At 58.2% G+C, this 23,453-nt stretch carries 24 protein-coding genes; 17 read left to right on the forward strand and 7 right to left on the reverse strand.

Features of this window, described 5'->3' with window-relative positions; genetic code table 11:
- Nucleotides 1–14 precede the first annotated feature (14 nt).
- From lptM to B4M48_RS14535, 9 genes are all read left to right on the forward strand, one after another.
- On the forward strand, nucleotides 15–218 hold the full coding sequence (gene lptM, locus B4M48_RS14500) for an LPS translocon maturation chaperone LptM (RefSeq protein ID WP_288657078.1): 204 nt from the start codon (nucleotides 15–17) through the stop codon (nucleotides 216–218).
- 29 nt (nucleotides 219–247) lie between these two features.
- The gene (gene dapF, locus B4M48_RS14505; RefSeq protein WP_039385679.1) at nucleotides 248–1,072 is read left to right on the forward strand and encodes a diaminopimelate epimerase; all 825 of its coding nucleotides are present in this window, start codon (nucleotides 248–250) and stop codon (nucleotides 1,070–1,072) included.
- Complete coding sequence (locus tag B4M48_RS14510; RefSeq protein ID WP_288657081.1) at nucleotides 1,069–1,773, forward strand: DUF484 domain-containing protein; 705 nt, start codon at nucleotides 1,069–1,071, stop codon at nucleotides 1,771–1,773. The genes dapF and B4M48_RS14510 overlap by 4 nt, the downstream gene beginning before the upstream one ends.
- On the forward strand, nucleotides 1,770–2,672 hold the full coding sequence (xerC, locus tag B4M48_RS14515) for a tyrosine recombinase XerC (RefSeq protein ID WP_108570304.1): 903 nt from the start codon (nucleotides 1,770–1,772) through the stop codon (nucleotides 2,670–2,672). Before B4M48_RS14510 ends, xerC begins: the two co-directional genes overlap by 4 nt.
- Entirely contained in the window at nucleotides 2,669–3,385 is a 717-nt protein-coding gene (yigB, locus tag B4M48_RS14520) for a 5-amino-6-(5-phospho-D-ribitylamino)uracil phosphatase YigB (protein WP_071668210.1), read from the forward strand. Before xerC ends, yigB begins: the two co-directional genes overlap by 4 nt.
- A 167-nt stretch (nucleotides 3,386–3,552) precedes the next feature.
- Nucleotides 3,553–5,715, forward strand: coding sequence for a DNA helicase II (uvrD, locus tag B4M48_RS14525; RefSeq protein ID WP_039385680.1), 2,163 nt, complete (start codon nucleotides 3,553–3,555; stop codon nucleotides 5,713–5,715).
- A 75-nt stretch (nucleotides 5,716–5,790) separates the two neighbouring features.
- On the forward strand, nucleotides 5,791–5,844 hold the full coding sequence (ysgD, locus tag B4M48_RS18050; protein WP_349919670.1) for a YsgD/CorL family protein: 54 nt from the start codon (nucleotides 5,791–5,793) through the stop codon (nucleotides 5,842–5,844).
- Nucleotides 5,845–6,030: 186 nt separating this feature from the next.
- The gene (gene corA / locus B4M48_RS14530) at nucleotides 6,031–6,984 is read left to right on the forward strand and encodes a magnesium/cobalt transporter CorA (RefSeq protein ID WP_039381760.1); all 954 of its coding nucleotides are present in this window, start codon (nucleotides 6,031–6,033) and stop codon (nucleotides 6,982–6,984) included.
- A 213-nt stretch (nucleotides 6,985–7,197) separates the two neighbouring features.
- Nucleotides 7,198–8,250 carry an AbrB family transcriptional regulator gene (locus B4M48_RS14535; protein WP_071668209.1) on the forward strand — a complete coding sequence of 351 codons (1,053 nt, stop codon included), beginning with the start codon at nucleotides 7,198–7,200 and terminating at the stop codon, nucleotides 8,248–8,250.
- On the opposite strand, the gene rarD is transcribed toward B4M48_RS14535, so the two are convergent.
- Both rarD and B4M48_RS14545 read right to left on the reverse strand, forming a co-directional pair.
- Nucleotides 8,221–9,120, reverse strand: coding sequence for an EamA family transporter RarD (gene rarD / locus B4M48_RS14540; protein WP_039381763.1), 900 nt, complete (start codon nucleotides 9,118–9,120; stop codon nucleotides 8,221–8,223). The genes B4M48_RS14535 and rarD overlap by 30 nt on opposite strands.
- Before the next feature lie 41 nt (nucleotides 9,121–9,161).
- A complete protein-coding gene (locus B4M48_RS14545; RefSeq protein WP_039381765.1) occupies nucleotides 9,162–9,632 on the reverse strand; it encodes a thioesterase family protein in 471 nt (156 codons plus the stop codon).
- A gap of 166 nt (nucleotides 9,633–9,798) precedes the next feature.
- On the opposite strand from B4M48_RS14545, the gene pldA reads away from it, so the two are divergent.
- Genes pldA through rhtC form a run of 3 tightly spaced genes read left to right on the forward strand, consistent with a single transcriptional unit; the run spans nucleotide 9,799 to nucleotide 13,159 of the window.
- Nucleotides 9,799–10,677 carry a phospholipase A gene (pldA, locus tag B4M48_RS14550; protein ID WP_039381766.1) on the forward strand — a complete coding sequence of 293 codons (879 nt, stop codon included), beginning with the start codon at nucleotides 9,799–9,801 and terminating at the stop codon, nucleotides 10,675–10,677.
- A 19-nt stretch (nucleotides 10,678–10,696) separates the two neighbouring features.
- Nucleotides 10,697–12,523, forward strand: coding sequence for an ATP-dependent DNA helicase RecQ (gene recQ, locus B4M48_RS14555; protein ID WP_039381770.1), 1,827 nt, complete (start codon nucleotides 10,697–10,699; stop codon nucleotides 12,521–12,523).
- A gap of 12 nt (nucleotides 12,524–12,535) precedes the next feature.
- Nucleotides 12,536–13,159: a threonine export protein RhtC gene (gene rhtC, locus B4M48_RS14560; protein WP_250341284.1), complete on the forward strand. Its 624-nt coding sequence runs from the start codon at nucleotides 12,536–12,538 to the stop codon at nucleotides 13,157–13,159.
- Between the two features lie 62 nt (nucleotides 13,160–13,221).
- Here rhtC and rhtB read toward each other — a convergent pair whose 3' ends face one another.
- On the reverse strand, nucleotides 13,222–13,845 hold the full coding sequence (gene rhtB / locus B4M48_RS14565) for a homoserine/homoserine lactone efflux protein (protein WP_039381773.1): 624 nt from the start codon (nucleotides 13,843–13,845) through the stop codon (nucleotides 13,222–13,224).
- A gap of 104 nt (nucleotides 13,846–13,949) precedes the next feature.
- Between rhtB and pldB the strand changes: the two genes are divergently transcribed.
- Nucleotides 13,950–14,945 (forward strand): lysophospholipase L2, encoded by a 996-nt coding sequence (pldB, locus tag B4M48_RS14570; protein ID WP_166714348.1) that lies wholly within the window; start codon nucleotides 13,950–13,952, stop codon nucleotides 14,943–14,945.
- Between the two features lie 32 nt (nucleotides 14,946–14,977).
- On the forward strand, nucleotides 14,978–15,778 hold the full coding sequence (yigL, locus tag B4M48_RS14575) for a sugar/pyridoxal phosphate phosphatase YigL (protein WP_071668205.1): 801 nt from the start codon (nucleotides 14,978–14,980) through the stop codon (nucleotides 15,776–15,778).
- Nucleotides 15,779–15,816: 38 nt separating this feature from the next.
- Here the strand turns inward: yigL and glpT are convergent, their stop codons facing one another.
- On the reverse strand, nucleotides 15,817–17,157 hold the full coding sequence (gene glpT, locus B4M48_RS14580; protein WP_071668204.1) for a glycerol-3-phosphate transporter: 1,341 nt from the start codon (nucleotides 17,155–17,157) through the stop codon (nucleotides 15,817–15,819).
- 402 nt (nucleotides 17,158–17,559) lie between these two features.
- Here glpT and B4M48_RS14585 point away from each other — a divergent pair, with 402 nt between their 5' ends.
- The gene (locus B4M48_RS14585) at nucleotides 17,560–18,420 is read left to right on the forward strand and encodes a carboxylate/amino acid/amine transporter (RefSeq protein ID WP_039385681.1); all 861 of its coding nucleotides are present in this window, start codon (nucleotides 17,560–17,562) and stop codon (nucleotides 18,418–18,420) included.
- 38 nt (nucleotides 18,421–18,458) lie between these two features.
- Here the strand turns inward: B4M48_RS14585 and B4M48_RS14590 are convergent, their stop codons facing one another.
- From B4M48_RS14590 to B4M48_RS14600, 3 genes are all read right to left on the reverse strand, one after another.
- Entirely contained in the window at nucleotides 18,459–18,941 is a 483-nt protein-coding gene (locus tag B4M48_RS14590; RefSeq protein WP_071668203.1) for a DUF1456 family protein, read from the reverse strand.
- 93 nt (nucleotides 18,942–19,034) lie between these two features.
- Entirely contained in the window at nucleotides 19,035–19,970 is a 936-nt protein-coding gene (gene metR, locus B4M48_RS14595; RefSeq protein ID WP_039381784.1) for an HTH-type transcriptional regulator MetR, read from the reverse strand.
- A gap of 180 nt (nucleotides 19,971–20,150) precedes the next feature.
- On the reverse strand, nucleotides 20,151–20,987 hold the full coding sequence (locus B4M48_RS14600; RefSeq protein WP_071668202.1) for a dienelactone hydrolase family protein: 837 nt from the start codon (nucleotides 20,985–20,987) through the stop codon (nucleotides 20,151–20,153).
- A 300-nt stretch (nucleotides 20,988–21,287) separates the two neighbouring features.
- Between B4M48_RS14600 and udp the strand changes: the two genes are divergently transcribed.
- Nucleotides 21,288–22,049, forward strand: a complete 762-nt coding sequence (gene udp, locus B4M48_RS14605) for a uridine phosphorylase (RefSeq protein WP_039381790.1) — start codon at nucleotides 21,288–21,290, stop codon at nucleotides 22,047–22,049.
- Nucleotides 22,050–22,148: 99 nt separating this feature from the next.
- Nucleotides 22,149–23,420 carry a tetratricopeptide repeat protein gene (locus tag B4M48_RS14610; RefSeq protein ID WP_288657087.1) on the forward strand — a complete coding sequence of 424 codons (1,272 nt, stop codon included), beginning with the start codon at nucleotides 22,149–22,151 and terminating at the stop codon, nucleotides 23,418–23,420.
- Nucleotides 23,421–23,453 lie beyond the last annotated feature (33 nt).

Raw genomic sequence — 23,453 nt, forward strand, 5'->3', positions numbered from 1 at the left:
TACGAGCAGATAAAATGAGACGAGTCATAAGCCAGTTGAGCATGGCGCTGATGCTGGTCAGCCTGGCAGGCTGCGGCCTGAAAGGCCCGTTATACTTCCCGCCCGCGGATAAGCCGCAGCAGAACGACAAGCCGACAGAACAGCAGCAGCAGGCCGCTCAGCAGGCGGATACCGGGGGCCTGGTCACCGGCAGCTCATCAGGCGTACAGTCAAACTAAATTTAATGAGTTATCCGGCGGAGCAGAAAATGCAGTTCTCGAAAATGCACGGTCTCGGCAACGACTTTATGGTCGTGGATGCAGTGACACAAAACGTCTTTTTTTCGCCGGAATTGATTCGCCGCCTGGCGGATCGGCATCTGGGGATCGGCTTTGATCAGCTGCTGATCGTAGAACCACCCTACGATCCGGATCTCGACTTTCACTATCGCATATTTAACGCTGACGGCAGTGAAGTGGCGCAGTGTGGCAACGGCGCGCGCTGTTTCGCCCGCTTTGTGCGCCTCAAAGGGCTGACCAACAAAAGTGACATTCGCGTCAGCACCCAAACCGGACGTATGGTGCTGAGCGTGACCAGCGACGAGCTGGTACGGGTCAATATGGGCGAGCCTGACTTTGATCCGCAGCGTGTGCCGCTGCGCGCTAACAAGGCGGAAAATCTCTATCTGCAGCGCGTCGCTGAGCAGACCGTGATGTTTGGTGCAGTCTCAATGGGTAATCCGCACTGTGTGATTCAGGTGGAGAGCGTGATCACTGCAGCCGTTGAGACGCTGGGGCCGGCGCTGGAGAGTCACGAGCGCTTCCCGGAGCGCGTTAACGTCGGCTTTATGGAAGTGGTCAGCCGTGAGCACGTACGCCTGCGCGTTTATGAGCGCGGAGCCGGCGAAACTCAGGCGTGCGGCAGCGGCGCCTGTGCAGCAGTAGCCTGTGGTATTCAGCAGGGGCTGCTGGCAGAAAAAGTGCGTGTCGATCTGCCGGGCGGGACGCTGCATATCGCCTGGAAGGGGGCCGGACAGCCGCTATATATGACCGGACCCGCCACCCACGTTTATGACGGATTTATCCATTTATGAAATACCCGGAAGAGCAGACTGACAGCGCGGTACAGCTCGACGATCGCGCCGTCAGCGCTTATCTGCAGCAGAACCCCGATTTTTTTATCCGCAACGCACGTCAGGTTGAACAGATGGCGGTGCCGCACGCGGTGCGCGGCAGCGTCTCGCTGGTAGAGTGGCATATGGCGCGCCAGCGCAACCACATCCGTCAGCTGGAAGAGGAGATCACGCTGCTGATGGAGCAGGCCAACACTAATCATCAGCTCTTCGATCGCCTGCTGGCGCTGCAGGGGCATCTCGCCGCTGCTGACAGCCTGCAGGAGATGCTGAACCGCCTGCAGCGCTGGGCGCGTGAGCTGGGTCTGGCGGGCGCCAATGTGCGGCTGTTCAGCGATCAATGGCGCCTCGGCGCGCCCTCTGATTTTATCCAGCTGGGTCTGGCGCGACAGGCGTTTGAGCCGCTGCGTATTCAGCGTTTTGGTCAGCAGCAGCACTATCTTGGCAGCCTGAACGGACCGGAGCTGCTGCTGCTGCTGCCGCAGGCAAAAGCCGTTGGCTCGGTTGCGATGTCGCTGCTGGGCGAGCGGGGTGAGGCGGGCGTCGTCATCTTCAGCAGCCGCGATAATCAGCACTATCAGGCCGGCATGGGGACACTCTTACTGCAGCACCTGGCTCAGATGCTGCCGACGCTGCTGGCGCGCTGGATCGAGCGCGTATGAGTACGCTGCTGCCCGCCGTCGACGCCTTTCTGCGCTATCTGCAGGTAGAACGCCAGCTCAGTCCGCTGACGCAGAAAAACTATCGTCGTCAGCTGCTGGCGCTTGTGACTCTCGCGGAAAGCATGCAGTTAACCGAATGGTCAAAGCTGGAGCCGGCGCAGGTGCGCAGTCTGGCGGCGCGCAGCCGGCGCGATGGCCTGCAGGCGAGCAGTCTGGCGCTGCGGATGTCTGCCCTGCGCAGCTTTCTCGACTGGCAGGTCAGCCAGGGCATGCTGAGCGCAAATCCGGCGAAAGGTATCGCCACGCCGCGTAACGCCCGCCATCTGCCAAAGAATATGGACGTGGATGAAGTCACGCAGCTGCTGGAGATTGACCTTAATGACCCGCTGGCGGTGCGCGATCGCGCAATGCTTGAAACCATGTATGGCGGCGGCCTGCGTCTCAGCGAGCTGGTCGGGATCAACTGCCGCGATCTTGATGCGGAGTCGGGTGAAGTCCAGGTGCTGGGTAAAGGCAGTAAAGAGCGGCGCGTGCCGGTTGGCGCAACGGCGGTGACCTGGCTGCAGCACTGGCTGGCGCTGCGCGACAGTTTTGCTCCGCAGGATGATGCGCTGTTTGTCTCTTCGCGCGGCAGCCGGATTTCCGCGCGCAACGTGCAGAAGCGGTTTGCCGAGTGGGGCATCAAGCAGGGCGTGGCCAGCCATATTCATCCGCATAAGCTGCGCCACTCTTTCGCCACCCACCTGCTGGAGTCAAGCGGCGACCTGCGCGCGGTGCAGGAGCTGCTCGGGCATGCCAATCTCTCGACCACCCAGATCTATACCCATCTCGATTTCCAGCATCTGGCCTCGGTCTACGATGCCGCGCATCCGCGTGCCAAACGAGGAAAATCAGAATGAAGTTTTACCGCTCCCTGCATCCGGTTAAGGCGCTGACCTTCGATCTGGATGATACGCTGTATGACAACCGCCCGGTGATCCGTAAGACCGCGCAGGAGACGCATGCGGCGCTGCAGGCGTTTCACCCGGCGCTGCGTGAATTCACACCGGCCGATTATCAGCAGCTGCGTGATGAGCTGCTGGCGCGCGAACCCGATATTTATCATGACGTCTCAGAGTGGCGCCGCCGTTCGGTGGAACTGGCGTTGCTGAATATTGGCCTGCCGGCCGCCGACGCTGCCGCGGGCGCAGGCGAGGTTATGCGCACCTTTCACCACTGGCGCAGTCAGGTTGTGATGCCGGAAGAGACGCACCAGACGCTGCGCTGGCTCGGCGAGCGCGTGCCGCTGGTGGCCATCACTAACGGCAATGCCGATCCGGAAAAGCTCGGCATTCAGCACTACTTTCAGTTTACGCTGCGCGCCGGTCCGCACGGTCGCGCCAAGCCGTGGCAGGATATGTATCATCTCGCGGCGGAGCGTCTTGCTATTGCGCCGGAGGCGATCCTGCACGTTGGCGATGACCTGACCACCGATGTTGCAGGCGCGCTGCGCGCCGGCCTGCAGGCGTGCTGGATCAACCTGAACAGCGGCAATCTGATGCAGATTGATGACGCCCGTCTGCTGCCGCACGTTGAAATTCATCGGTTGGCATCCCTGACCTCACTGCTATAATGGCTGTAAATTTATCCAGTCGTATCCTCCGGCGCACGGCTTTACGGGCTGTGCCGGTTCACTCTGGCGACTTACCTGCGTAAGCGCGCGACCATTCAGAGATCTGCAGCATCGCTGCAGGACGAATGACTCAGGGTACGCAACTCTATTCTTTAAAAACGGTGCTTATGGACGTTTCTGATCTGCTCGACGGCTTGAATGACAAACAGCGTGAGGCGGTTGCCGCACCGCGCAGCAATCTGCTGGTGCTGGCCGGAGCAGGCAGCGGCAAAACCCGTGTGCTGGTGCACCGCATCGCCTGGCTGCTGTCGGTGGAGAACTGCTCGCCATACTCCATCATGGCGGTCACCTTCACCAATAAAGCGGCGGCTGAGATGCGTCATCGTATCGATCAGCTGATTGGCAGCGGACAGGGCGGCATGTGGATTGGCACATTCCATGGCCTGGCGCATCGCCTGCTGCGGGCGCACCATCTGGATGCCGGACTGCCGCAGGATTTTCAGATCCTCGACAGCGAAGATCAGCTGCGGCTGCTGAAGCGTCTGATTAAGTCAATGAATCTGGATGATAAGCAGTGGCCGGCACGGCAGGGCATGTGGTACATCAACGGCAAGAAAGATGAGGGCCTGCGGCCAAAACATATCGAAAGCTACAACAATCCGGTTGAGCAGACGTGGCTGCGTATTTATCAGGCCTATCAGGAGGCGTGCGATCGCGCCGGCCTGGTCGATTTTGCCGAGCTGCTGCTGCGCGCGCATGAGCTGTGGCTGCATAAGCCTCAGATCCTGAATCATTATCGCGAGCGCTTTAGCAATATTCTGGTCGATGAGTTTCAGGACACCAACAACATTCAGTATGCGTGGATCCGCATGCTGGCGGGCGACAGCAGCCGGGTAATTATTGTCGGCGATGACGATCAGTCCATCTACGGCTGGCGCGGCGCGCAGGTTGAAAATATCCAGCGCTTCCTGCAGGACTTTCCCGGGGCGGAAACTATCCGCCTGGAGCAGAACTACCGCTCCACCAACCATATCCTGAAATCTGCCAATGCCCTGATCGCCAACAACAGCGGGCGGCTCGGAAAAGAGCTCTGGACCGACGGCAGCGACGGCGAAAAGATTTCAATCTACTGCGCGTTTAACGAGCTGGATGAAGCGCGCTTTGTGGTTAACCGCATTAAAACCTGGCATGAGAACGGCAATGCGCTGCAGGATTGCGCGATTCTCTATCGCAGTAACGCCCAGTCGCGCGTGCTGGAAGAGGCGCTGCTGCAGGCCAGCATGCCCTACCGTATTTATGGCGGTATGCGCTTCTTTGAACGTCAGGAGATCAAAGATGCGCTCGCCTATCTGCGCCTGATTGCCAACCGTAACGATGACGCTGCATTTGAGCGCGTGGTCAATACGCCGACGCGCGGCGTGGGCGATCGGACACTTGATGTGGTACGGCAGACGGCGCGCGAAAAACAGCTGACGCTGTGGCAGGCCACGCGGGAACTGCTGCAGAATCGCGCCCTGGCAGGGCGGGCGGCGTCGGCACTGCAGCGCTTCTGCGAACTGGTTGATGCGCTGGCGCATGAAACCGCAGAGATGCCTCTGCATGTGCAGACCGATCGCGTGATTAAAGATTCCGGTCTGTGGCTGATGTATGAGCAGGAAAAAGGCGAAAAAGGCCAGGCGCGTATCGAGAACTTAGAGGAGCTGGTCACGGCCACCCGCCAGTTCAGCTATCAGGATGAAGATGAAGATTTGATGCCGCTGCAGGCGTTTTTATCGCACGCCGCGCTGGAGGCGGGCGAAGGTCAGGCGGATAAATGGCAGGATGCCGTACAGCTGATGACGCTGCACTCGGCAAAAGGGCTGGAGTTTACTCAGGTCTTTATTGTCGGCATGGAAGAGGGCATGTTCCCGAGCCAGATGTCGCTGGATGAGGGCGGGCGTCTGGAGGAGGAGCGGCGGCTGGCCTATGTTGGTGTCACCCGGGCGATGGTCAAGCTGACGCTCACCTACGCCGAGACGCGGCGGCTTTACGGCAAGGAAGTCTATCATCGCCCGTCGCGCTTTATTGGCGAACTGCCGGAAGAGTGCGTGGAGGAAGTGCGCCTGCGCGCCAGCGTCAGCCGTCCGGTCAGCCATCAGCGCATGGGCACGCCCACCAGCAAAAGCGACAGCGGCTTTACCCTGGGTCAGCGGGTGCGCCACGCGAAGTTTGGCGAAGGCACCATTATTAATCTGGAAGGCAGCGGCGAGCACAGTCGCCTGCAGGTCGCTTTCCAGGGGCAGGGCATTAAGTGGCTGGTCGCCGCGTATGCGCGGCTGGAGGCGATGTAGCGCGGCTGCGCTACCTTGACGACTTTTTCGTCTCAGCGTAACATGCGCGCACTATTATCATGAGAGGACAATGCCTTGGACGCGCCCAGTCGATGCTGGCTCAACATCCTGTTTAGCAGGAATATCTAAGGCTACCTCTTTACGCAGGTAGCCTTAAAGGTTATCCGCGACCTCCTTTGCTTATCCGTCGCATGAGTCAGCACTGATCACACCCTGAAGCGAAAGTTTCCGCGTTAAGGCTTTGCCGTGTCCGTTACGTTTCGGACGTGACGGGCACCGCCCTGTCCCATTTGGTCTGCAATGGGGAGTATTGCTATGCTGAGCGCATTTAAACTCGAGCGCGATCGCCTGACGCGCATCGAGCTGGAAGACAACAACGATAAACTCAACACGTCGGTATGGGTCGATCTCATCGAGCCGGATGACAGCGAGCGCGAGCGCGTGCAGTCAGAGCTGGGACAGAGCCTGGCAACGCGTCCGGAGCTGGAAGATATTGAAGCCTCGGCGCGCTTCTTTGAAGATGAAGATGGCCTGCATATCCACTCGTTCTTTTTCTTTGAGGATGCTGAAGATCACGCCGGCAACTCCACCGTGGCCTTTACAATCCGCGAAGATCGCCTCTATACGCTGCGCGAGCGCGAGCTGCCAGCCTTTCGCCTTTACCGCATGCGCGCCCGCAATCAGCAGCTGACCGACGGCAACGCTTACGAGCTGCTGCTGGATCTGTTCGAGACCAAAATTGAGCAGCTGGCGGATGAGATTGAAAATATCTATAGCGCGCTGGAGAAGTTGAGCCGCGTGATTATGGAAGGCCAGCAGGGTGAAGAGTATGACGAGGCGCTGTCGCGTCTCGCCGAGCTGGAAGATATCGGCTGGAAAGTCCGTCTCTGCCTGATGGATACGCAGCGTGCGCTCAATTTCCTTGTGCGTAAGGCGCGCCTGCCAGGTAACCAGCTGGAGCAGGCACGTGAGATCCTGCGCGATATTGAATCGCTGCTGCCGCACAATGAATCCCTGTTCCAGAAGGTCAACTTTCTGATGCAGGCGGCGATGGGCTTTATCAATATCGAACAGAACCGCATTATCAAGATCTTCTCGGTGGTCTCGGTGGTGTTCCTGCCGCCAACGCTGGTGGCTTCCAGCTATGGTATGAACTTTGAGTTTATGCCTGAGCTAAAATGGAGCTTCGGCTATCCTGGCGCAATCTGCCTGATGATGCTGGCAGGCCTGGCACCTTATCTCTATTTCAAACGCAAAAACTGGCTGTGATCGTGGGGTGCCATTAATGGCGCCCTGGTTGAACACCGCACCCGTCTGACGCCAGGGGCGCATAAATGCGCCCCCTACATTTCTGTAGGGGCGCCATTCATGGCGCCCTGGTCAAACATCGCCCCCGCCTGCTGATTAAAAAACGATTTGCGCTGGCTCCGGGGGCGCAACCTGCGTAACCTGTTGAACTCTTATCTTTGTCTGATTTTGCTCATGTCACACTACTCTCTCCGCTTACAATGGATGCTGCTGGTGGTTGCATCTTTGACGCTGGGCGTTGCTCTCCAGCTGCTTCACCTGCCCGCTGCGCTGCTGCTTGGCCCGATGATCACCGGAACCGTAATGGGACTCAGCGGCGCAACGCTGCGCATCGATAAGCGGCTGTTTATTCTGGCGCAGGCGGTGCTGGGCTGCATGATCGCTCAGAGCCTGTCGCCCGCCATACTGACCCCCTTATTAAACGACTGGCCGGTGGTGCTGGCGGTATTGATCCTTACGCTGGCCGCCAGCGGTCTCTCAGGTTTTCTGCTGGTGCGCTTCAGTAACCTGCCGGGGCCTACCGGTGCCTGGGGATCGTCGCCCGGCGGCGCCTCGGCGATGGTGGCGATGGCGGGGGATTTCGGGGCTGACGTGCGGCTGGTCGCGTTTATGCAGTATCTGCGCGTGCTGTTCGTCGCCACGGCGGCGGCGGTAGTGGCGCGTATTGGTCTGGATACCAGCGGCGGTGCGACCGGACTAATCTGGTTTCCGGCGCTTGATCACGGTTTTTTGCTGACGCTGGTGGTGATGATCGCCGGTGCCTGGCTCGGGCAGCGCCTGCGGATCCCCTCCGGTGCGCTGCTGCTGCCGGCGCTGACTGGGGCCACGCTGCAGGGGAGCGAAATCGCGACGTTGCAGGTGCCGGAGTGGCTGCTGGCGCTGGCCTATGCGCTGATTGGCTGGAGCGTCGGACTGCGCTTTACGCGCCCGATTTTCCTGCTGGCGCTGCGGACGCTGCCGCAGATGCTCGCCTCAATCCTCGGGCTGATGGTGCTGTGTGCGGCGCTGGCATGGATGCTGACGCGGGTATTGCATATTGACCTGATGACCGCCTATCTGGCTACCAGCCCGGGCGGGCTGGATACCGTCGCTATTATCGCCGCCGGCAGCCGGGTCGATATGGCGTTTGTTATGGCGCTGCAGACGCTGCGTCTGTTTACCATTCTGCTCACCGGCCCGGCACTGGCGCGCTTTATCTCACGCTTTGCGCATCCGCGTGCGGGCTGAGAAGAGTACGGCGTCAAAAATAAACACCGCCAGCGCCAGCCAGATAAAGCCAAAGGTGACCAGCTTATCGGGGGTGAGGCGCTCGCCATAAAACAGTACCGCCAGCAGAAACATCAGCGTCGGGCCAAGATACTGGAAAAAGCCCACGGTTGAGAGGCGCAGACGCGCGCAGGCTGCGGCAAACAGCATCAGCGGAATGGTGGTCAGCACGCCGGCGGCCACCAGCATCAGATTGAGGCTGAGCGGATTGGCGCTGAGATGACTGGTCGCGCTGTCGGCAATACCAAACAGATAGATCGCCGCCAGCGGGAACAGCCACAGCGTCTCGATCAGCATGCCGCTTTGTGCATCAACCTGGATCTTTTTCCGCACCAGACCATACAGCGCAAAGCTCAGCGCCAGCCCCAGCGCAATTACCGGCAGCGAGCCAAACTGCCACAGCTGCACCAGTACGCCCGCCGCCGCCAGCACAACCGCCAGCCACTGCAGACGGCGAAAGCGCTCACGCAGAAACAGCATACCCAACACCACATTAATCAGCGGATTGATAAAGTAGCCGAGGCTCGCCTCCAGCATATGCTGATTATTGACCGCCCAGATAAACAGCAGCCAGTTGCCGCCGACGGTGACGGCGGTCAGCGCCAGCAGCAGAACTTTTTTCGGCTGAGCGGCCACCTGGCGCACCTGCTTCCAGCTGCGGCTCAGCGTGATCAGGATCAGCATAAACAGCACGGACCAGATCACCCGATGGGTCATGATTTCGGCGGGCGGCACTGCCCTGACCAGTTTGAAGTAGGCCGGAGCAACGCCCCAGATAAAATAAGCGCCGAGCGCATAAAAAATGCCCTCCCGCGTTTGCTGGCTGTCCATTGTATTGTCCATAAGGCGGCGCACCGGTTGCGCTGCGCGGGTTAACCAATCAGGTAGGTGGCGGTGGCCGTAGCGATATAATCGTGCTGCTCATTATGCAGTTCAACGCGCGCCACGGCGACTTTATTACCGGCACGCAGCAGAGTGCCGGTAGCGATAAAACGCTCGCCGCGGCCCGGGCGCAGATAATCAACCCGCAGATCGATAGTGCCCATTCGCGCCAGCCGCTGCCGCAGCTCCTCTTCGCTGATGCTCTCCTGCCGCGTCAGCGCATGGCTGACGCAAACCAGCCCGGCGGTAACATCCAGTACTGAGGCAATCACGCCGCCATGCAGGATTTGCTGTGCGGCGTTGCCTACCAGCATGGTTTTATTGGCAAATGCCAGCCGGACCGTATCAGCATCAAGGTGTTCCAGTTCCAGGCCCAGCGCCTGATTAAACGGCATATGATAAACAAAAATTTCACCAATCAGCTGGCGCGCGTCCTGCTGAGTCAGCATCGGAGATGACATAGTTACGGCCTTAAGATGTTAAGAAGTTGTGTATATTATGCTGCTCCCGCGCTGCTTTCCAGTTTCAGAAATCGGCGCTGATCAACGCCCCGCTTTGCGTGTAGAATGGCCTGCTTTTTGTACCACCGCCCTGAAAACCTTCCCACGCAGCGCACTGGAGAACACTATGCGTAAGCAATACGTCATGCTGGCCGCGGCATTAACCGTTCCTGCACTGGCGCAGGCAGATGAAGCCACGATTAAAAATATTCACGACGCACCTGCGGTGAAGGGGAGCGTGATCGCAAATCTGCTGGAAAAGCATGACAATCCGTTTGTGCTTTACCCCTATGAAAACAACTACCTGCTTTACACCTACACCAGCGACATGAATAAAGAGGCGATTTCCTCTTACAACTGGGCAGACAAAGCGAAAAAAGATGAAGTAAAATTCCAGCTCAGCCTGGCGTTTCCGCTGTGGCGCGGCATTTTAGGTGATAACTCAGTACTGGCCGCCTCGTATACTCAGCGTTCATGGTGGCAGCTGTCGAATCGCGGCGCGTCGTCACCCTTCCGCGAAACGAACTATGAGCCACAGCTGTTTCTGGGCTGGGCAACGGACTACTCACTGGCAGGCTGGACGCTGCGCGATGTGGAGCTGGGCGTTAATCATCAGTCCAATGGTCGCAGCGATCCCACTTCCCGCAGCTGGAACCGCCTTTACGCCCGCCTGATGGCAGAAAACGGCAACTTCCTTGCGGAGATCAAGCCCTGGTATCGTCTGCCGGAAAGCGCCAGCAATGACGATAACCCGGACATTACCAAATACATGGGTTATTACCGCGCGAAGCTCGGCTATATGATGGGCGACAGCATTTTCAGCGTGGAAGGCAACTATAACTGGAACAGCGGCTACGGCGGCGCAACCTTCGCCTGGAGCTATCCTCTCACTGAACACGTTCGCTTTTATACGCAGCTGTTCAGCGGCTATGGCGAATCGCTTATCGACTATAACCACCGTCAGACCCGTTTAGGCGTGGGCGTAACGCTTAACGATCTGTTCTAATCAGTAAAACAGGATTACCGTGGCAATTTCGGCAGTGCACAATCAGGAAACGCTGGCGCAGCAGGTGTTACATGACACCTTCGGCTATCAGCAGTTTCGTCCGGGTCAGCAATCCATTATCGAGTCAGCGCTCTCGGGGCGCGACTGTCTGGTCGTCATGCCGACCGGCGGCGGCAAATCGATCTGTTATCAGATCCCGGCGCTGGTGCAGGACGGGCTGACACTGGTGGTCTCCCCGCTGATTTCACTGATGAAAGATCAGGTTGATCAGCTGCTGGCCAACGGCGTGGCGGCGGCGTGTCTTAACTCGACGCAGACGCGCGAACAGCAGCAGCAGGTTTTTGCCGATTGCCGTACCGGAAAGCTCAAACTGCTCTACATCGCTCCGGAACGTCTGATGATGGACAACTTCCTCGAGGGGCTGCAGCACTGGAATCCGGTGATGCTGGCCGTCGATGAAGCGCACTGTATTTCGCAGTGGGGGCATGACTTCCGGCCGGAGTATGGCGCACTCGGGCAGCTGAGGCAGCGCTTTCCGCAGCTGCCGGTGATGGCGCTGACCGCCACGGCCGATGAAACCACGCGTAACGACATTGTTCATTTGCTGCAGATGCGCGATCCGCTGATTCAGGTCAGCAGCTTTGATCGTCCTAACATTCGCTATACCCTGGTGGAGAAGTTCAAGCCCACCGATCAGCTGCTGCGCTATGTGCAGGAGCAGCGTGGCAAAAGCGGCATTATCTACTGTAACAGCCGGGCAAAAGTGGAAGATACCGCCGCGCGTCTGCAGAGCCGTGGTCTGAGCGTGGGCGCCTATCACGCCGGCATCGACAGCGCACAGCGTGCGCATGTGCAGGAGGCGTTTCAGCGCGACGATCTGCAGATTGTGGTCGCTACCGTGGCGTTTGGCATGGGGATCAACAAACCCAACGTACGCTTTGTGGTGCATTTTGATATCCCGCGCAACATCGAATCTTACTATCAGGAGACCGGTCGCGCCGGACGTGACGGCCTGCCTGCTGAGGCGATGATGCTTTACGATCCGGCGGATATGGTCTGGCTGCGCAAATGCCTGGAGGAGAAAGTCCCGGGGCCGCTGCAGGATATCGAGCGTCACAAGCTCAATGCGATGGGCGCGTTTGCGGAAGCGCAAACCTGCCGGCGTCTGGTACTGCTGAACTACTTTGGCGAAGGACGTCAGCAGCCCTGCGGCAACTGTGATATCTGCCTCGATCCTCCCCGCCGCTATGACGGGCTGGTCGACGGGCAGAAAGCGCTGTCGTGCATTTACCGTACCGGCCAGCGTTTTGGCATGAGCTACATTGTGGAAGTATTGCGCGGCTCAGCCAGCCAGCGTATTCGCGATAACGGCCACGACAAACTGCCGATCTATGGCCTGGGACGCGAGCAGAGCCTGGAGCACTGGATCAGCGTACTGCGTCAGCTCATTCACCTCGGTATGGTGACACAAAATATCGCCATGCACTCTGCGCTGCAGCTCACCGAGGCTGCGCGCCCGGTACTGCGCGCTGAAATACCGCTAATGCTTGCGGTACCGCGCACCGTAACGGCGAAAAGCCGCAGCAGTGCGCCAAAAGTGTACGGCGGCAACTACGATCGCAAGCTGTTTGCCAAGCTGCGTAAGCTGCGTAAGGCGATAGCAGATGAAGAGAATATTCCGCCTTACGTGGTGTTTAATGACGCCACGCTGATTGAAATGGCAGAACAGTTGCCGGTCAGCGCGTCAGATATGCTGAGCGTAAACGGCGTAGGGCATCGCAAGCTGGAGCGCTTTGGTAAGCCGTTCCTGCTGATGATCCGGGAACATCTTGATAATGACGAATAAAGGACTAAACGCATGCTGATATTGTTTGCTACCGTCGCGCTGGTGCACCTGGTTGCGCTGATGAGCCCCGGCCCGGACTTCTTTTTTGTGTCGCAAACTGCGGCCAGCCGCTCGCGCAAAGAGGCGATGATGGGCGTGCTGGGCATTACGCTGGGAATTGTTATCTGGGCGGGCGTAGCGCTGATGGGGCTGCACCTGCTGCTGGCCAAAATGGCGTGGCTGCATGAAATTATCATGGTGGGTGGCGGACTCTATCTGCTGTGGATGGGCTGGCAGCTGCTGCGCTCGGCACGTCAGCGCCATAAGCAGCCGCAGAGTGATGCACCCGTAGTAGAGCTGCCAAAGCGCGGCATGAGTTTTCTGAAAGGGCTGCTGACAAACCTGTCCAATCCCAAAGCCATTATCTATTTTGGCAGCGTCTTTTCGCTGTTTGTCGGGAATGATGTCGGTGCCGCGACGCGCTGGGGGCTATTCCTGCTGATTATTGCAGAAACCTTTGCATGGTTTGCGCTGGTGGCCGCTATCTTTGCCCTGCCGTGGATGCGCGAGAAGTATCAGCGCATGGCAAAGTGGGTGGATGGCATGGCGGGCGTGCTGTTTGCTGGTTTTGGCATTCACCTGATTATTTCGCGCTAGGCCCGGTCGCCTGAAACGGCGACGCTGCGCCGGGTGTGGCTGACTGCACACCCGGCCGTTTATTACGCTATTTTGCGCGCGCTGGCTAACAGCGCGCCGACCGCCATAAACAATCCGCCAAAAATGCGGTTCAGCAGCTTCATCTGTCTCGGACCTTTGATCCAGCCCGCAATGCGCGTCGCCAGCGTGGCGTAGCCAATCATTACAATAATATCGATCACGATCGTGGTCACGCCGAGGATCAGATACTGCATCAGCTGCGGCTGATGGGGCAGAATAAATTGCGGAAACAGCGCGGCAAGAAACACGATGCTTTTAGGGTTGGTCAGGTTAACCAGCAGCGCGCGCTGAAACAGGTGCCGGCGCGGCATCGCTTTGGCAACGGCGTTCAGATCGAGGCTGCCAGCGGCGCGCCACTGCTGAATACCCAGCCAGATCAGATAGGCAGCGCCGGCCCATTTGAGGATCTCAAACGCCAGCAGCGACTGTGAAAATAGCGCGCCGAGTCCGGCCCCCACCAGCACAATATGCACTGCCAGCCCGAGCTGTAAGCCGGTGATCGATACGGCCGCACCGCGATAGCCGTGGCTGATACCGGTGCTCATGGTATTAATAGCGCCCGAGCCTGGCGAAAGGCTGAGGATGGTTGTGGTAAGCAGGTAGGTTAACCACCATTCTGTAGTCATACATGACATTCCCTGAAGCGAGCGAAGTATGACACAATACGCCAGAAAATTGCGCTGCGCTATGGCATACCAGCAGGGCGAATTGAACTCTCCGGGAGGGGCAGATGCAGCATCACAGAGAGAGCTGGCTCAGGCGTGAACGCGCTTTTGCGGCGTTTGCTACCGGTCCGCTGCTCGACTTCTGGCGGCAGCGGGAAGAGTGTGAGTTCACCGGCACGGGCAATCTTACTCTCCGCTATGTACGTTTTACTGCGCCACACCACACGCGCGTGATCCTGATTGTGCCGGGGCGTATTGAAAGCTATATCAAATACCCGGAGCTGGCATACGACCTGTTTCACTGCGGCTACGATGTAGTGATTATTGACCATCGCGGGCAGGGGCGCTCTGAGCGGCTGCTGGCAGATTCGCACCGCGGACACGTGGTGGAGTTCAGCGACTATGTTGACGATCTGGAGACCCTCTACCTGAAAGAGATTGTCAGCCAGCATTATCAGCAGCGCTATGTCCTCGCTCACTCAATGGGCGGTGCGATTGTCGCGCTGTTTCTGGCCCGGCAGCCGCGGGCATTTCATGCGGCGGTGCTGTGCGCACCTATGTTTGGCATTGTGCTACCGCTGCCGCCCTTTCTGGCGCACCGTATTCTTGACTGGGCAGAGAAGCGGCCGGCGCTGCGCGACGGATACGCCCTTGGCACCGGGCGCTGGCGCGCGCATCCGTTTGGCATTAACCGCCTGACGCACAGCCGCGAGCGCTATCGACGCAATCTGCGCTTTTATGCTGACGATCCGGCTATTCGCGTCGGCGGTCCGACCTATCACTGGGTGCGTGAAGGCGTGCAGGCCGGACGCAATATCATGCGTCAGGCGGCAAATATCACCACGCCGCTGCTGCTGCTGCAGGCGAGTGAAGATGATGTGGTGGACAACCGTTCACAGGATCTCTTCTGCCAGGCGCTGGCGGCAGCCGGGCATCCCTGTGAAGGTAACGCACCGCGCGTCATTAAAGGCGCGCGACATGAAATTCTGTTTGAATCAGATGCAATGCGCGCCGAAGCGCTCAATGCCACCGTGGATTTTTTTGCCCGTCATCTCAGCTGACGTTATTTCCGTTATTACAACCCGAGGTTTCCATGTTTCACATCGTTGCATCCGATCTGGATGGCACGCTGCTCTCGCCGCAACATCGTCTGACGCCGTTTGCCCGTACCACGCTGCAGGCGCTGGTGGCGCGTGATATCCATTTTGTTTTTGCCACCGGCCGCCACCATATCGACGTGGGACAGATGCGCGACAAGCTCGGCATTCCGGCGTACATGATCACCTCCAACGGCGCGCGCGTGCATAACGCCTCAGGCGAGCTGATTTTCAGCCACAATCTTGACGGCGATATCGCCAGCGAGCTTTACGCCCTGAAATATCAGGATGAAAACATTCTGACCCATGTTTATCGCGATGATGAGTGGTTTATGAACCGTCACCATCCCGATGAGCAGGACTATTTTCAGGAGTCGGAGTTTATGTATCAGCTCTATGAGCCGGGAATATTGCCCACCGATGGCATCAGCAAAGTCTTCTTCACCTGCAGCGATCCGGCCAGTCTGCTGCCGCTGGAGCAGGCGATTGAAGCGCGCTGGGGCGATCGCGTTAACGTCAGTTTCTCGCTGCCAACCTGTCTGGAAGTGATGGCGGGCGGCGTGTCGAAGGGGCACGCGCTGGAGTCTGTGGCAAAACAGCTGGGGCATTCGCTGAAAGCGTGCATCGCATTCGGCGATGGCATGAATGATGTTGAGATGCTGAGTATGGCCGGTAAAGGGTGCATTATGCACAACGGTCAGCAGCGCCTGAAGGATACGCTGCCGTCGCTGGAGATCATTGGCAGCAATGCGGACGATGCGGTGCCGCACACGCTGCGTAAACTCTTTCTGGAGTAAAAAAACGGGCCGGTTTCTCCCGGCCCGCCTCGCCTCGCTTATCCCAGCTGTTTCTTATGTTTATGTTCGTTGATCATGGTCAGCAGTAGCAGCACCACTGCCAGCACCGAGCCAGCGATCATCACCATAAACCCGCCATCCCAGCCGAAGAAATCAACGGTATAGCCGACGATAGCGCTGGCTGCCACGGAGCCACCCAGATAACCGAACAGGCCGGTAAAGCCCGCTGCGGTGCCGGCGGCTTTCTTCGGTGCCAGTTCCAGCGCGTGCAGGCCAATCAGCATCACCGGGCCGTAGATCAGAAAGCCAATCACAATCATACAGAGCATATCGATGCCCGGATTGCCCGGCGGGTTAAGCCAGTAGATCACGGTAGCGATTGTCACCAGCGTCATAAAGAACACGCCGGTCGCGCCGCGATTGCCTCTGAACACTTTGTCTGACATCCAGCCGCACAGCAGCGTACCGGGAATGCCCGCATACTCATACAGGAAGTAGGCCCAGGAGGATTTATCCAGCGTAAAGTGTTTCACCTCTTTCAGATAGGTCGGCGACCAGTCGAGGATGCCGTAGCGCAGCAGATAGACAAAGACGTTTGCCAGCGCGATATACCACAGAAGCTTATTGGGCAGGATGTACTGCATAAAGATCTGCTTTGCGGTCAGCTCCTGCTCATGGTCCTCGCTGTAATCAGGCGGATAGTCATTTTTCCACGCTTCAATCGGCGGCAGACCGCATGATTGCGGCGTATCGCGCATCATGGCAAACGCAAACAGCGCGATCAGAATGGCGCCAAACGCGGGCATATAGAGCGCCGCTTTCCAGTCGTTAAACCACGCCATACCGAGCAGGAACAGCAGTGGCGGGATACCGCCTCCGACGTTATGCGCGCAGTTCCACACGGAAACAATGCCGCCGCGCTCTTTCTGTGACCACCAGTGCACCATGGTGCGGCCACACGGCGGCCAGCCCATTCCCTGGAACCAGCCACACAGGAACAGCAGCACAAACATCACCATAATGCTGGAGGTCGCCCAGGGCACGAAGCCCATAAACAGCATGACCGAGGCGGCAAGAATCAGGCCCGCCGGCAGAAAAACGCGAGGGTTTGAGCGATCGGAAACAGAACCCATGATAAATTTGGAAAAGCCGTACGCAATAGAGATGCCGGAGAGGGCAAACCCTAAATCCCCGCGCGAGAACCCCTGTTCAACCAGATAGGGCATCGCCAGCGCGAAGTTTTTGCGTACCAGATAGTAAGCCGCATAGCCGAAGAAGATCCCGAGGAAGATCTGCCAGCGCAGCCGGCGATACAGTGGATCAACACGATCGTCAGCGACCTGAGGCCGATGCGGTGCAGGTTTGAAAATACTCAGCATGAGTGTGGCCCTCCGGGGCGCAGAATAGTTATGAATTTCCCAGCAGGTTGGGGCAGAAATACGCATAAGCGCAAAGGAAACCTGGTGTTTCCATATCGCGCAAAGAATAGAGGTGGTTGCGGCACGTTACTGTGACGTGTGACACATATGTTACAGTTTTATGACAATCAGGAGCGAAAAAAACCAGAAAATGTTGGATTTCGCGCATTTTGCCAGGTTTTAAGCCGGTGTTGATGCGCATTCTGACCAGCGCGTGTGTCAGGAGGTAAACAGCTGGCCAACACGTGTCGCTAGCTGCCACCACGAGCGGGCGAAATATAACCAGTTGTAAACCAGATTATTCAGCTGACGCAGGCGGGTTTGATTACACTAGCGCGTCTGTTTATCGGGAAATGGTGTGCCGTGCTGTTACTTATTATCACCACTGTATTGTGGGCTTTTTCTTTCAGTTTGATCGGCGAATATCTGGCCGGACAGGTTGATAGCTGGTTTTCCGTGCTGATGCGCCTGGGTCTGGCCGCGCTGGTTTTTCTGCCGTTTTTGCGCTGGCGCGGCTACCGGGCATCAACGCTGCTGCTTTATATGCTGGTGGGAATGCTGCAGCTCGGCATTATGTATCTGCTTAGTTTTGAAGCCTATCTCTACCTGAGCGTATCTGAGTTCCTGCTGTTTACAGTGATGACGCCGCTCTATATCACGCTGATTTATGACCTGCTGAGCCGGCGTCCGCTGCGCATCGGCTACGCCTTCAGCGCGCTGCTGGCGGTAGCGGGGGCAGCCATTATTCGCTATGACAAAGTCAGCGATCATTTCTGGCTGGGTCTGCTGCTGGTGCAGGCGGCGAATCTCTGCTTTGCTGTCGGCATGGTGGGATACAAACGGCTGCAGGAGACGCGGCCCATGCCGCAGCATACGGCGTTCTCCTGGTTCTATCTCGGAGCGGTGCTGATTGCCGCGCTGGCCTGGTCGCTGTGGGGCAATCCGCAGAAGCTGCCCACGACCACGCTGCAGTGGAGCGTGCTGATATGGCTGGGCGTTGCCGCATCCGGGCTGGGCTATTTTATGTGGAACTATGGAGCCACGCAGGTGGATGCCGGCACGCTGGGCATTATGAACAATATGCATGTTCCGGCGGGGCTGCTGGTAAATCTGGCGATCTGGCAGGAGAAGCCGCACTGGCCGAGCTTTATTGCGGGCGCTGCGGTGATCTTCGCTTCACTCTATGTGCATAAACGCTGGGTGATCGGCAGGCGTCACGCCTGAGCACGTGGCGGGCGCAGCCTGCAGGCTGCGCCGTGCGATCAGCTTTTCTTCGCCGGCGTTCCCGGACGCTGGATAAGCGTTAACCCTTTCAGGAAATTACGCAGAATTTGATCGCCACATTCGCGATAGTTCTTGTGATCCGGATTGCGGAAGATAGCGCCGATTTCACCCTGTGAAACCTTGAAGTTGGCTTTCAGCAGGATGTCGGGAATATCGGTGGTTTTCAGCGCAAACGCGATACGCAGCTTCTTCAGAAAGATGTTATTGCTCATGCGACGTTCAACAGAGGGTGCCGGCGCATCGTCGCTTTTACCGCGCCGGTAGTAGATCAGGCCGTTGAGGAAATAGCCCATCAGTACATCAGGCAGTTTGCGAAACGCGGCGTCATCCTCTTTTTTCAGCCAGGCCTGCACATCCTCCAGCGGCACATCGCTTCCCGCAAGGGCAAAAATCTCCACCACTTTGCTATCGCTCAGATCAAGCATATAGCGCACGCTGCGCAGAACATCGTTATTGGTCATGGTGAAACTCTCCGGGTATGCAGTAAGGGCGGCGCATTATAGTGCAGGCGGGGCGGGGATAACAGCGCGGCGCGCGCACGCCGCGCCGGACCATCAGGATGCGCCGGGTAATACCGCGCCCGGCTGCGAAGCGTCGCGCACAAACGGCAGGTGATCGCAGGCGTGCTGGCGGGCAAAGCGCACAAAGGCTTCCAGTACCGGCTGACGCTGTTCGCCTTCGCGTACGGCGGCGTAGAGCCGGCTCCAGAGACCGTCGCCCAGCGTTTTGGTGACGACCAGCCCCTGCTTTTCAAAGTTCTCAACCACCCAGTGCGGCAGGGCGGCGATCCCCATCTGCGCCGAAACCATCTGAATCAGCAGCAGCGTATTATCCACGCTTTTCAGCGCCGGGCTGACGCCGGCGGGCTGCAGAAAGTGACGCCAGACATCCAGCCGCTGGCGCTGTACCGGGTAGATCATCAGAACTTCATCAGCGAAATCCTGCGGCGTAATATGCGTGCGCTGCGCCAGCGGATGATCGGGTGCCAGCACCAGCCGCATCTCAAAATCAAACATCGGCGTATAAAACAGCCCGCTGCGCGGCAGAATATCCGAGGTCAGTACCACATCAAGCTCACCCTGCTGCAGCGCCGGCTGCGGATCAAAGGTGACACCAGATTTAAAATCCATCACCACCTGCGGCCAGCTCTTGCGGAAGTTATTCAGCGCAGGCGTCAGCCACTGAATACAGCTGTGGCATTCAATGGCGATGCGCAGCGTGGCCTGCTGCTGTGGCTCATGACACGCCTGCAGCGCCTGCTGGATCTGCGGCAGTACCTGCTCTGCCAGCTGCAGTAAAATCTCACCCTGCGGCGTAAAGCGCAGCGGCTGGCTTTTACGCACAAACAGCCGGAAGCCAAGGCGCTGCTCCAGATCGCTGAACTGATGCGATAACGCAGACTGCGTCTGGTGCAGCTGCGCCGCAGCGGCGGCGAGCGAGCCGGTGTTGTGTAACGCCTGCAGCGTTCGCAGGTGTTTGAGTTCGATCATGAGAATCCTTCACAGCGGGACAAAACGAATAACGCGGTAAGCTATACACTACCCGCAGATTGTGGCGGTGTAAACATCTGGATGGCTAAATGGGATGGGCTGCTGTGCGCAGAGGCAGCAAACGCGGGCGTCAAAAGCAGAACGTGCATGAAAAAGGGCGCCTCAGCGCCCCGGATAACGTTATGCGCTGGGGGCTACCCCATACTGTTTGAACCACGCCAGCATACGCTGCCAGCCATCCCGGGCCGACTCCGCATGGTAGCCCGGACGATAATCGGCGTTAAACGCGTGACCGGCATCCGGATAGACCACAATTTCCGCTCTGGCATTGGCGGCATGCAGCGCCTGACGCATTTTATCGATACTCTCCAGCGGAATACCCTCATCCTGCCCGCCATACAGGCCGAGCACCGGCGCGTTCAGATCGACGGCGACATCAATCGGATGCTTCTGCTGCTTCAGCGTTTTTTCTCCTTCCAGGCGGCCATACCACGCCGCTGCGGCACGCACCTGAGGATTGTGTGCGGCAAACAGCCAGCTGATGCGCCCGCCCCAGCAGAAGCCGGTAATTGCCAGACGACGAATATCGCCATCATGTCGTGCAGCCCAGTTTGCCGCATGATCGAGATCGGCAAGCACCTGGCTGTCGGGCACTTTGCTCACCAGCTCGCTGAGCAGCGTCGGGATATCGTGATACTCCTGCGGATCGCCTTCGCGGAAATAGAGTTCCGGCGCCACTGCGAGGTAGCCCTCGAGGGCCAGGCGGCGACACAGATCGCGGATATGCTCATGTACGCCGAAAATCTCCTGAACCACCAGTACCACTGGCAGCGTGCCGCTGAATGATTTAGGTCGTGCGTACCAGGCGGGCAGATTTTCCCCCTGGCTGGGAATTGAGGTCTCGCCACACTGAATCGCATCGCTTTGGGTAATGATTGTGCTGCTGGCGGCGGGCTGCGCCGCTGAGGCGAAGCCACCCGGGGTCGATTCTTGTGCCATATTTTCTGTGGTTTTCATGGTTCTCTCCGTGCTGGCAGGTGCGCAATCAGGTAACTATAGCCTGGTCATGATGGCCGGATGGTTACAGGGTAAAAGGAACAGATTCTCAGATGCGGCTTCTGTATTAACATTGCCGCTGAAGCTTACGCAGCACCATGCCGGATAAATGTGTGAAACGGCGCGTTATATTGTGACAAAAATCACAAATAGTGCGGTTGGTAATGTAACTTTCATTATTTGAAGTGAGAGATATCACATATTTGTCGCGCTGCCTCACGTAGAGTGCGCGTCACAATACTTAATTAGCAGGAGTCTGATATGACCCAGTCTGACGTTTTCCACCTTGGTATCACTAAAGCTGACCTGAAAGGCGCTACGCTGGCGATCGTCCCGGGCGACCCGGAGCGGGTGAAAAAAATCGCTGCGCTGATGGAGAATCCGCAGCATCTGGCGTCGCATCGTGAATTTACCACCTGGCTGGCGGAGATCGACGGCAAGCCGGTAGTGGTCTGCTCAACCGGTATCGGTGGTCCTTCAACTTCAATTGCGGTAGAGGAGCTGGCGCAGCTCGGCGTACGCACCTTCCTGCGCGTCGGCACCACCGGTGCCATTCAGCCGCACATTAACGTCGGTGACGTGCTGGTGACGACCGCCTCAGTACGCCTGGATGGCGCCAGCCTGCACTTTGCTCCGATGGAGTTTCCGGCCGTGGCCGATTTTGCCTGTACCACGGCGCTGGTCGCGGCGGCAGAAGAGTGCGGGGCGCGTACCCATATCGGCATCACTGCCTCTTCTGACACCTTCTATCCGGGCCAGGAGCGTTACGACACCTTCTCTGGTCGCGTGGTCAATCGCTTCCAGGGCTCTATGCAGGAGTGGCAGGCGATGGGCGTTCTTAACTATGAGATGGAATCCGCTACACTGTTAACCATGTGCGCCAGTCAGGGACTGCGTGCCGGCATGGTGGCTGGCGTCATTGTGAACCGTACGCAAAAAGAGATCCCGGACGCGGCAACCATGAAGCAGACCGAGAGCGACGCTGTGAAAATTGTGGTGGAAGCCGCGCGTCGCTTACTGTAGTGCGCCAGTCGGCAATGGATGCAGGACCCGCTTCACAGGGAACTCAGCCGCTGACAAATCAGGATGCGCACCTGTTCAGCGAACTCTGGGATCCCTTTTATGCGTAAAACCTTCTCCGCTCCCCGTTCCGCCGCTGTCAATAATCCCGCTGCTGCGCAGGCGCGCGTTGAACACGCCGCCGCGCAGTTTCGCCAGGCGATGGCCGACGGCGACTACGCGCAGGCGCGTCAGTGCTGTGAAGCGGTATTGCGGGTGATGCCGAACCATATGCAGGTGCTCAGCGACTATGCACTGACGCTGATGCGCACCGGCGACTATAAAAAATCGTACAAAATCTACCAGAAAATCTGCCAGGCGCCTGACGCACAGCGTGCGCAGGCTTCGGAAACCTGGCTGGATGGCCTGACCGAGGTCTGCGGCTGGCTGGATAAGCCGGATGAAGTGGCACGCTACGGCCTGGCTTCGCTGATGCACTCCGATGCGCGCTTTTCTGCCGGACAAAAGCACCCGTTTCCGGCTGATGCGCCGCCCGCGTTTAACCCGCACAACCCGGCGGAGAATAGTATTGCGTTTAGCCTGTATGGCAATCAGCCGCGCTACTGCGAAACGCTGATTAAAAACGTTGAGGTCGCGCGCGAGCTCTATCCGGCATGGCAGTGTCGCGTCTATCTGGATGAAAGCGTGCCGCAGCATGTTTGGCAGCGCCTGCAGCACGCCGGCGCCCAGCTGGTTGATATGTCACACGAAAAAGAGATTCAGCCTACGCTCTGGCGCTTTCTGGTGATGGATGACCCCACGGTCAGGCGCTTTATCATTCGCGACGCCGACTCGCTGCTGTCAGAGCGCGAAGCTGCAGCCGTGCAGGCCTGGCTCGACTCGCCGTTCTGGTTTCATCATATGCGTGACTACTTTACCCATACCGAACTGCTGCTGGCCGGAATGTGGGGCGGCTGTCACGGCGTCGTCCGCAACCTTGCGCAGCAGATGCGCAACTTTATGGCGCGCTACACCGGCAATCAGCGCTTTACCGATCAATATTTCCTCAAAGTAGCATTGTGGCCCACCGTTCGTACCAGCCTGCTCAGTCATGACGATCTTTTTCATTTTCATCAGGCGCAGCCGTGGCCCGCTCACCCTCCCGTTCGCTGGCAGACGGAACATTTTCATGTCGGCAGTAACGCCGGCTATGCCAGCATGACCGGTAAGGCCACTGCCCCCTGCAACGGTACGCAGCAGGTTGAACTCGCCTGTGGCGGCCAGAGCTGGTGTTATCCGGCGCGCATGGTGAATGAGAGTGAATGGGTGCTGCCGATGCCGTTTTTCCTGATCGATGCCTGGAAAGCGGGCAAACTCACGGTCAGAGCCTGCTGACCTCCTGCGGCCTGGCGGTCAGAGATTTCAGTA

This window comes from Pantoea sp. UBA6567 (assembly GCF_002434165.1).
GTDB lineage: Bacteria > Pseudomonadota > Gammaproteobacteria > Enterobacterales > Enterobacteriaceae > Pantoea > Pantoea eucrina.

Excerpts from the sequence above, each read along its gene's own strand:
- lptM (WP_288657078.1), top strand. The coding sequence starts at position 15 with ATGAGACGAGTCATAAGCCAGTTGAGCATGGCGCTGATGCTGGTCAGC.
- dapF (WP_039385679.1), top strand. The coding sequence starts at position 248 with ATGCAGTTCTCGAAAATGCACGGTCTCGGCAACGACTTTATGGTCGTG.
- B4M48_RS14510 (WP_288657081.1), top strand. The coding sequence starts at position 1,069 with ATGAAATACCCGGAAGAGCAGACTGACAGCGCGGTACAGCTCGACGAT.
- xerC (WP_108570304.1), top strand. The coding sequence starts at position 1,770 with ATGAGTACGCTGCTGCCCGCCGTCGACGCCTTTCTGCGCTATCTGCAG.
- yigB (WP_071668210.1), top strand. The coding sequence starts at position 2,669 with ATGAAGTTTTACCGCTCCCTGCATCCGGTTAAGGCGCTGACCTTCGAT.
- uvrD (WP_039385680.1), top strand. The coding sequence starts at position 3,553 with ATGGACGTTTCTGATCTGCTCGACGGCTTGAATGACAAACAGCGTGAG.
- corA (WP_039381760.1), top strand. The coding sequence starts at position 6,031 with ATGCTGAGCGCATTTAAACTCGAGCGCGATCGCCTGACGCGCATCGAG.
- B4M48_RS14535 (WP_071668209.1), top strand. The coding sequence starts at position 7,198 with ATGTCACACTACTCTCTCCGCTTACAATGGATGCTGCTGGTGGTTGCA.
- rarD (WP_039381763.1), bottom strand. The coding sequence starts at position 9,120 with ATGGACAGCCAGCAAACGCGGGAGGGCATTTTTTATGCGCTCGGCGCT.
- B4M48_RS14545 (WP_039381765.1), bottom strand. The coding sequence starts at position 9,632 with ATGTCATCTCCGATGCTGACTCAGCAGGACGCGCGCCAGCTGATTGGT.
- pldA (WP_039381766.1), top strand. The coding sequence starts at position 9,799 with ATGCGTAAGCAATACGTCATGCTGGCCGCGGCATTAACCGTTCCTGCA.
- rhtC (WP_250341284.1), top strand. The coding sequence starts at position 12,536 with ATGCTGATATTGTTTGCTACCGTCGCGCTGGTGCACCTGGTTGCGCTG.
- rhtB (WP_039381773.1), bottom strand. The coding sequence starts at position 13,845 with ATGACTACAGAATGGTGGTTAACCTACCTGCTTACCACAACCATCCTC.
- pldB (WP_166714348.1), top strand. The coding sequence starts at position 13,950 with ATGCAGCATCACAGAGAGAGCTGGCTCAGGCGTGAACGCGCTTTTGCG.
- yigL (WP_071668205.1), top strand. The coding sequence starts at position 14,978 with ATGTTTCACATCGTTGCATCCGATCTGGATGGCACGCTGCTCTCGCCG.
- glpT (WP_071668204.1), bottom strand. The coding sequence starts at position 17,157 with ATGCTGAGTATTTTCAAACCTGCACCGCATCGGCCTCAGGTCGCTGAC.
- B4M48_RS14590 (WP_071668203.1), bottom strand. The coding sequence starts at position 18,941 with ATGACCAATAACGATGTTCTGCGCAGCGTGCGCTATATGCTTGATCTG.
- metR (WP_039381784.1), bottom strand. The coding sequence starts at position 19,970 with ATGATCGAACTCAAACACCTGCGAACGCTGCAGGCGTTACACAACACC.
- B4M48_RS14600 (WP_071668202.1), bottom strand. The coding sequence starts at position 20,987 with ATGAAAACCACAGAAAATATGGCACAAGAATCGACCCCGGGTGGCTTC.
- udp (WP_039381790.1), top strand. The coding sequence starts at position 21,288 with ATGACCCAGTCTGACGTTTTCCACCTTGGTATCACTAAAGCTGACCTG.
- B4M48_RS14610 (WP_288657087.1), top strand. The coding sequence starts at position 22,149 with ATGCGTAAAACCTTCTCCGCTCCCCGTTCCGCCGCTGTCAATAATCCC.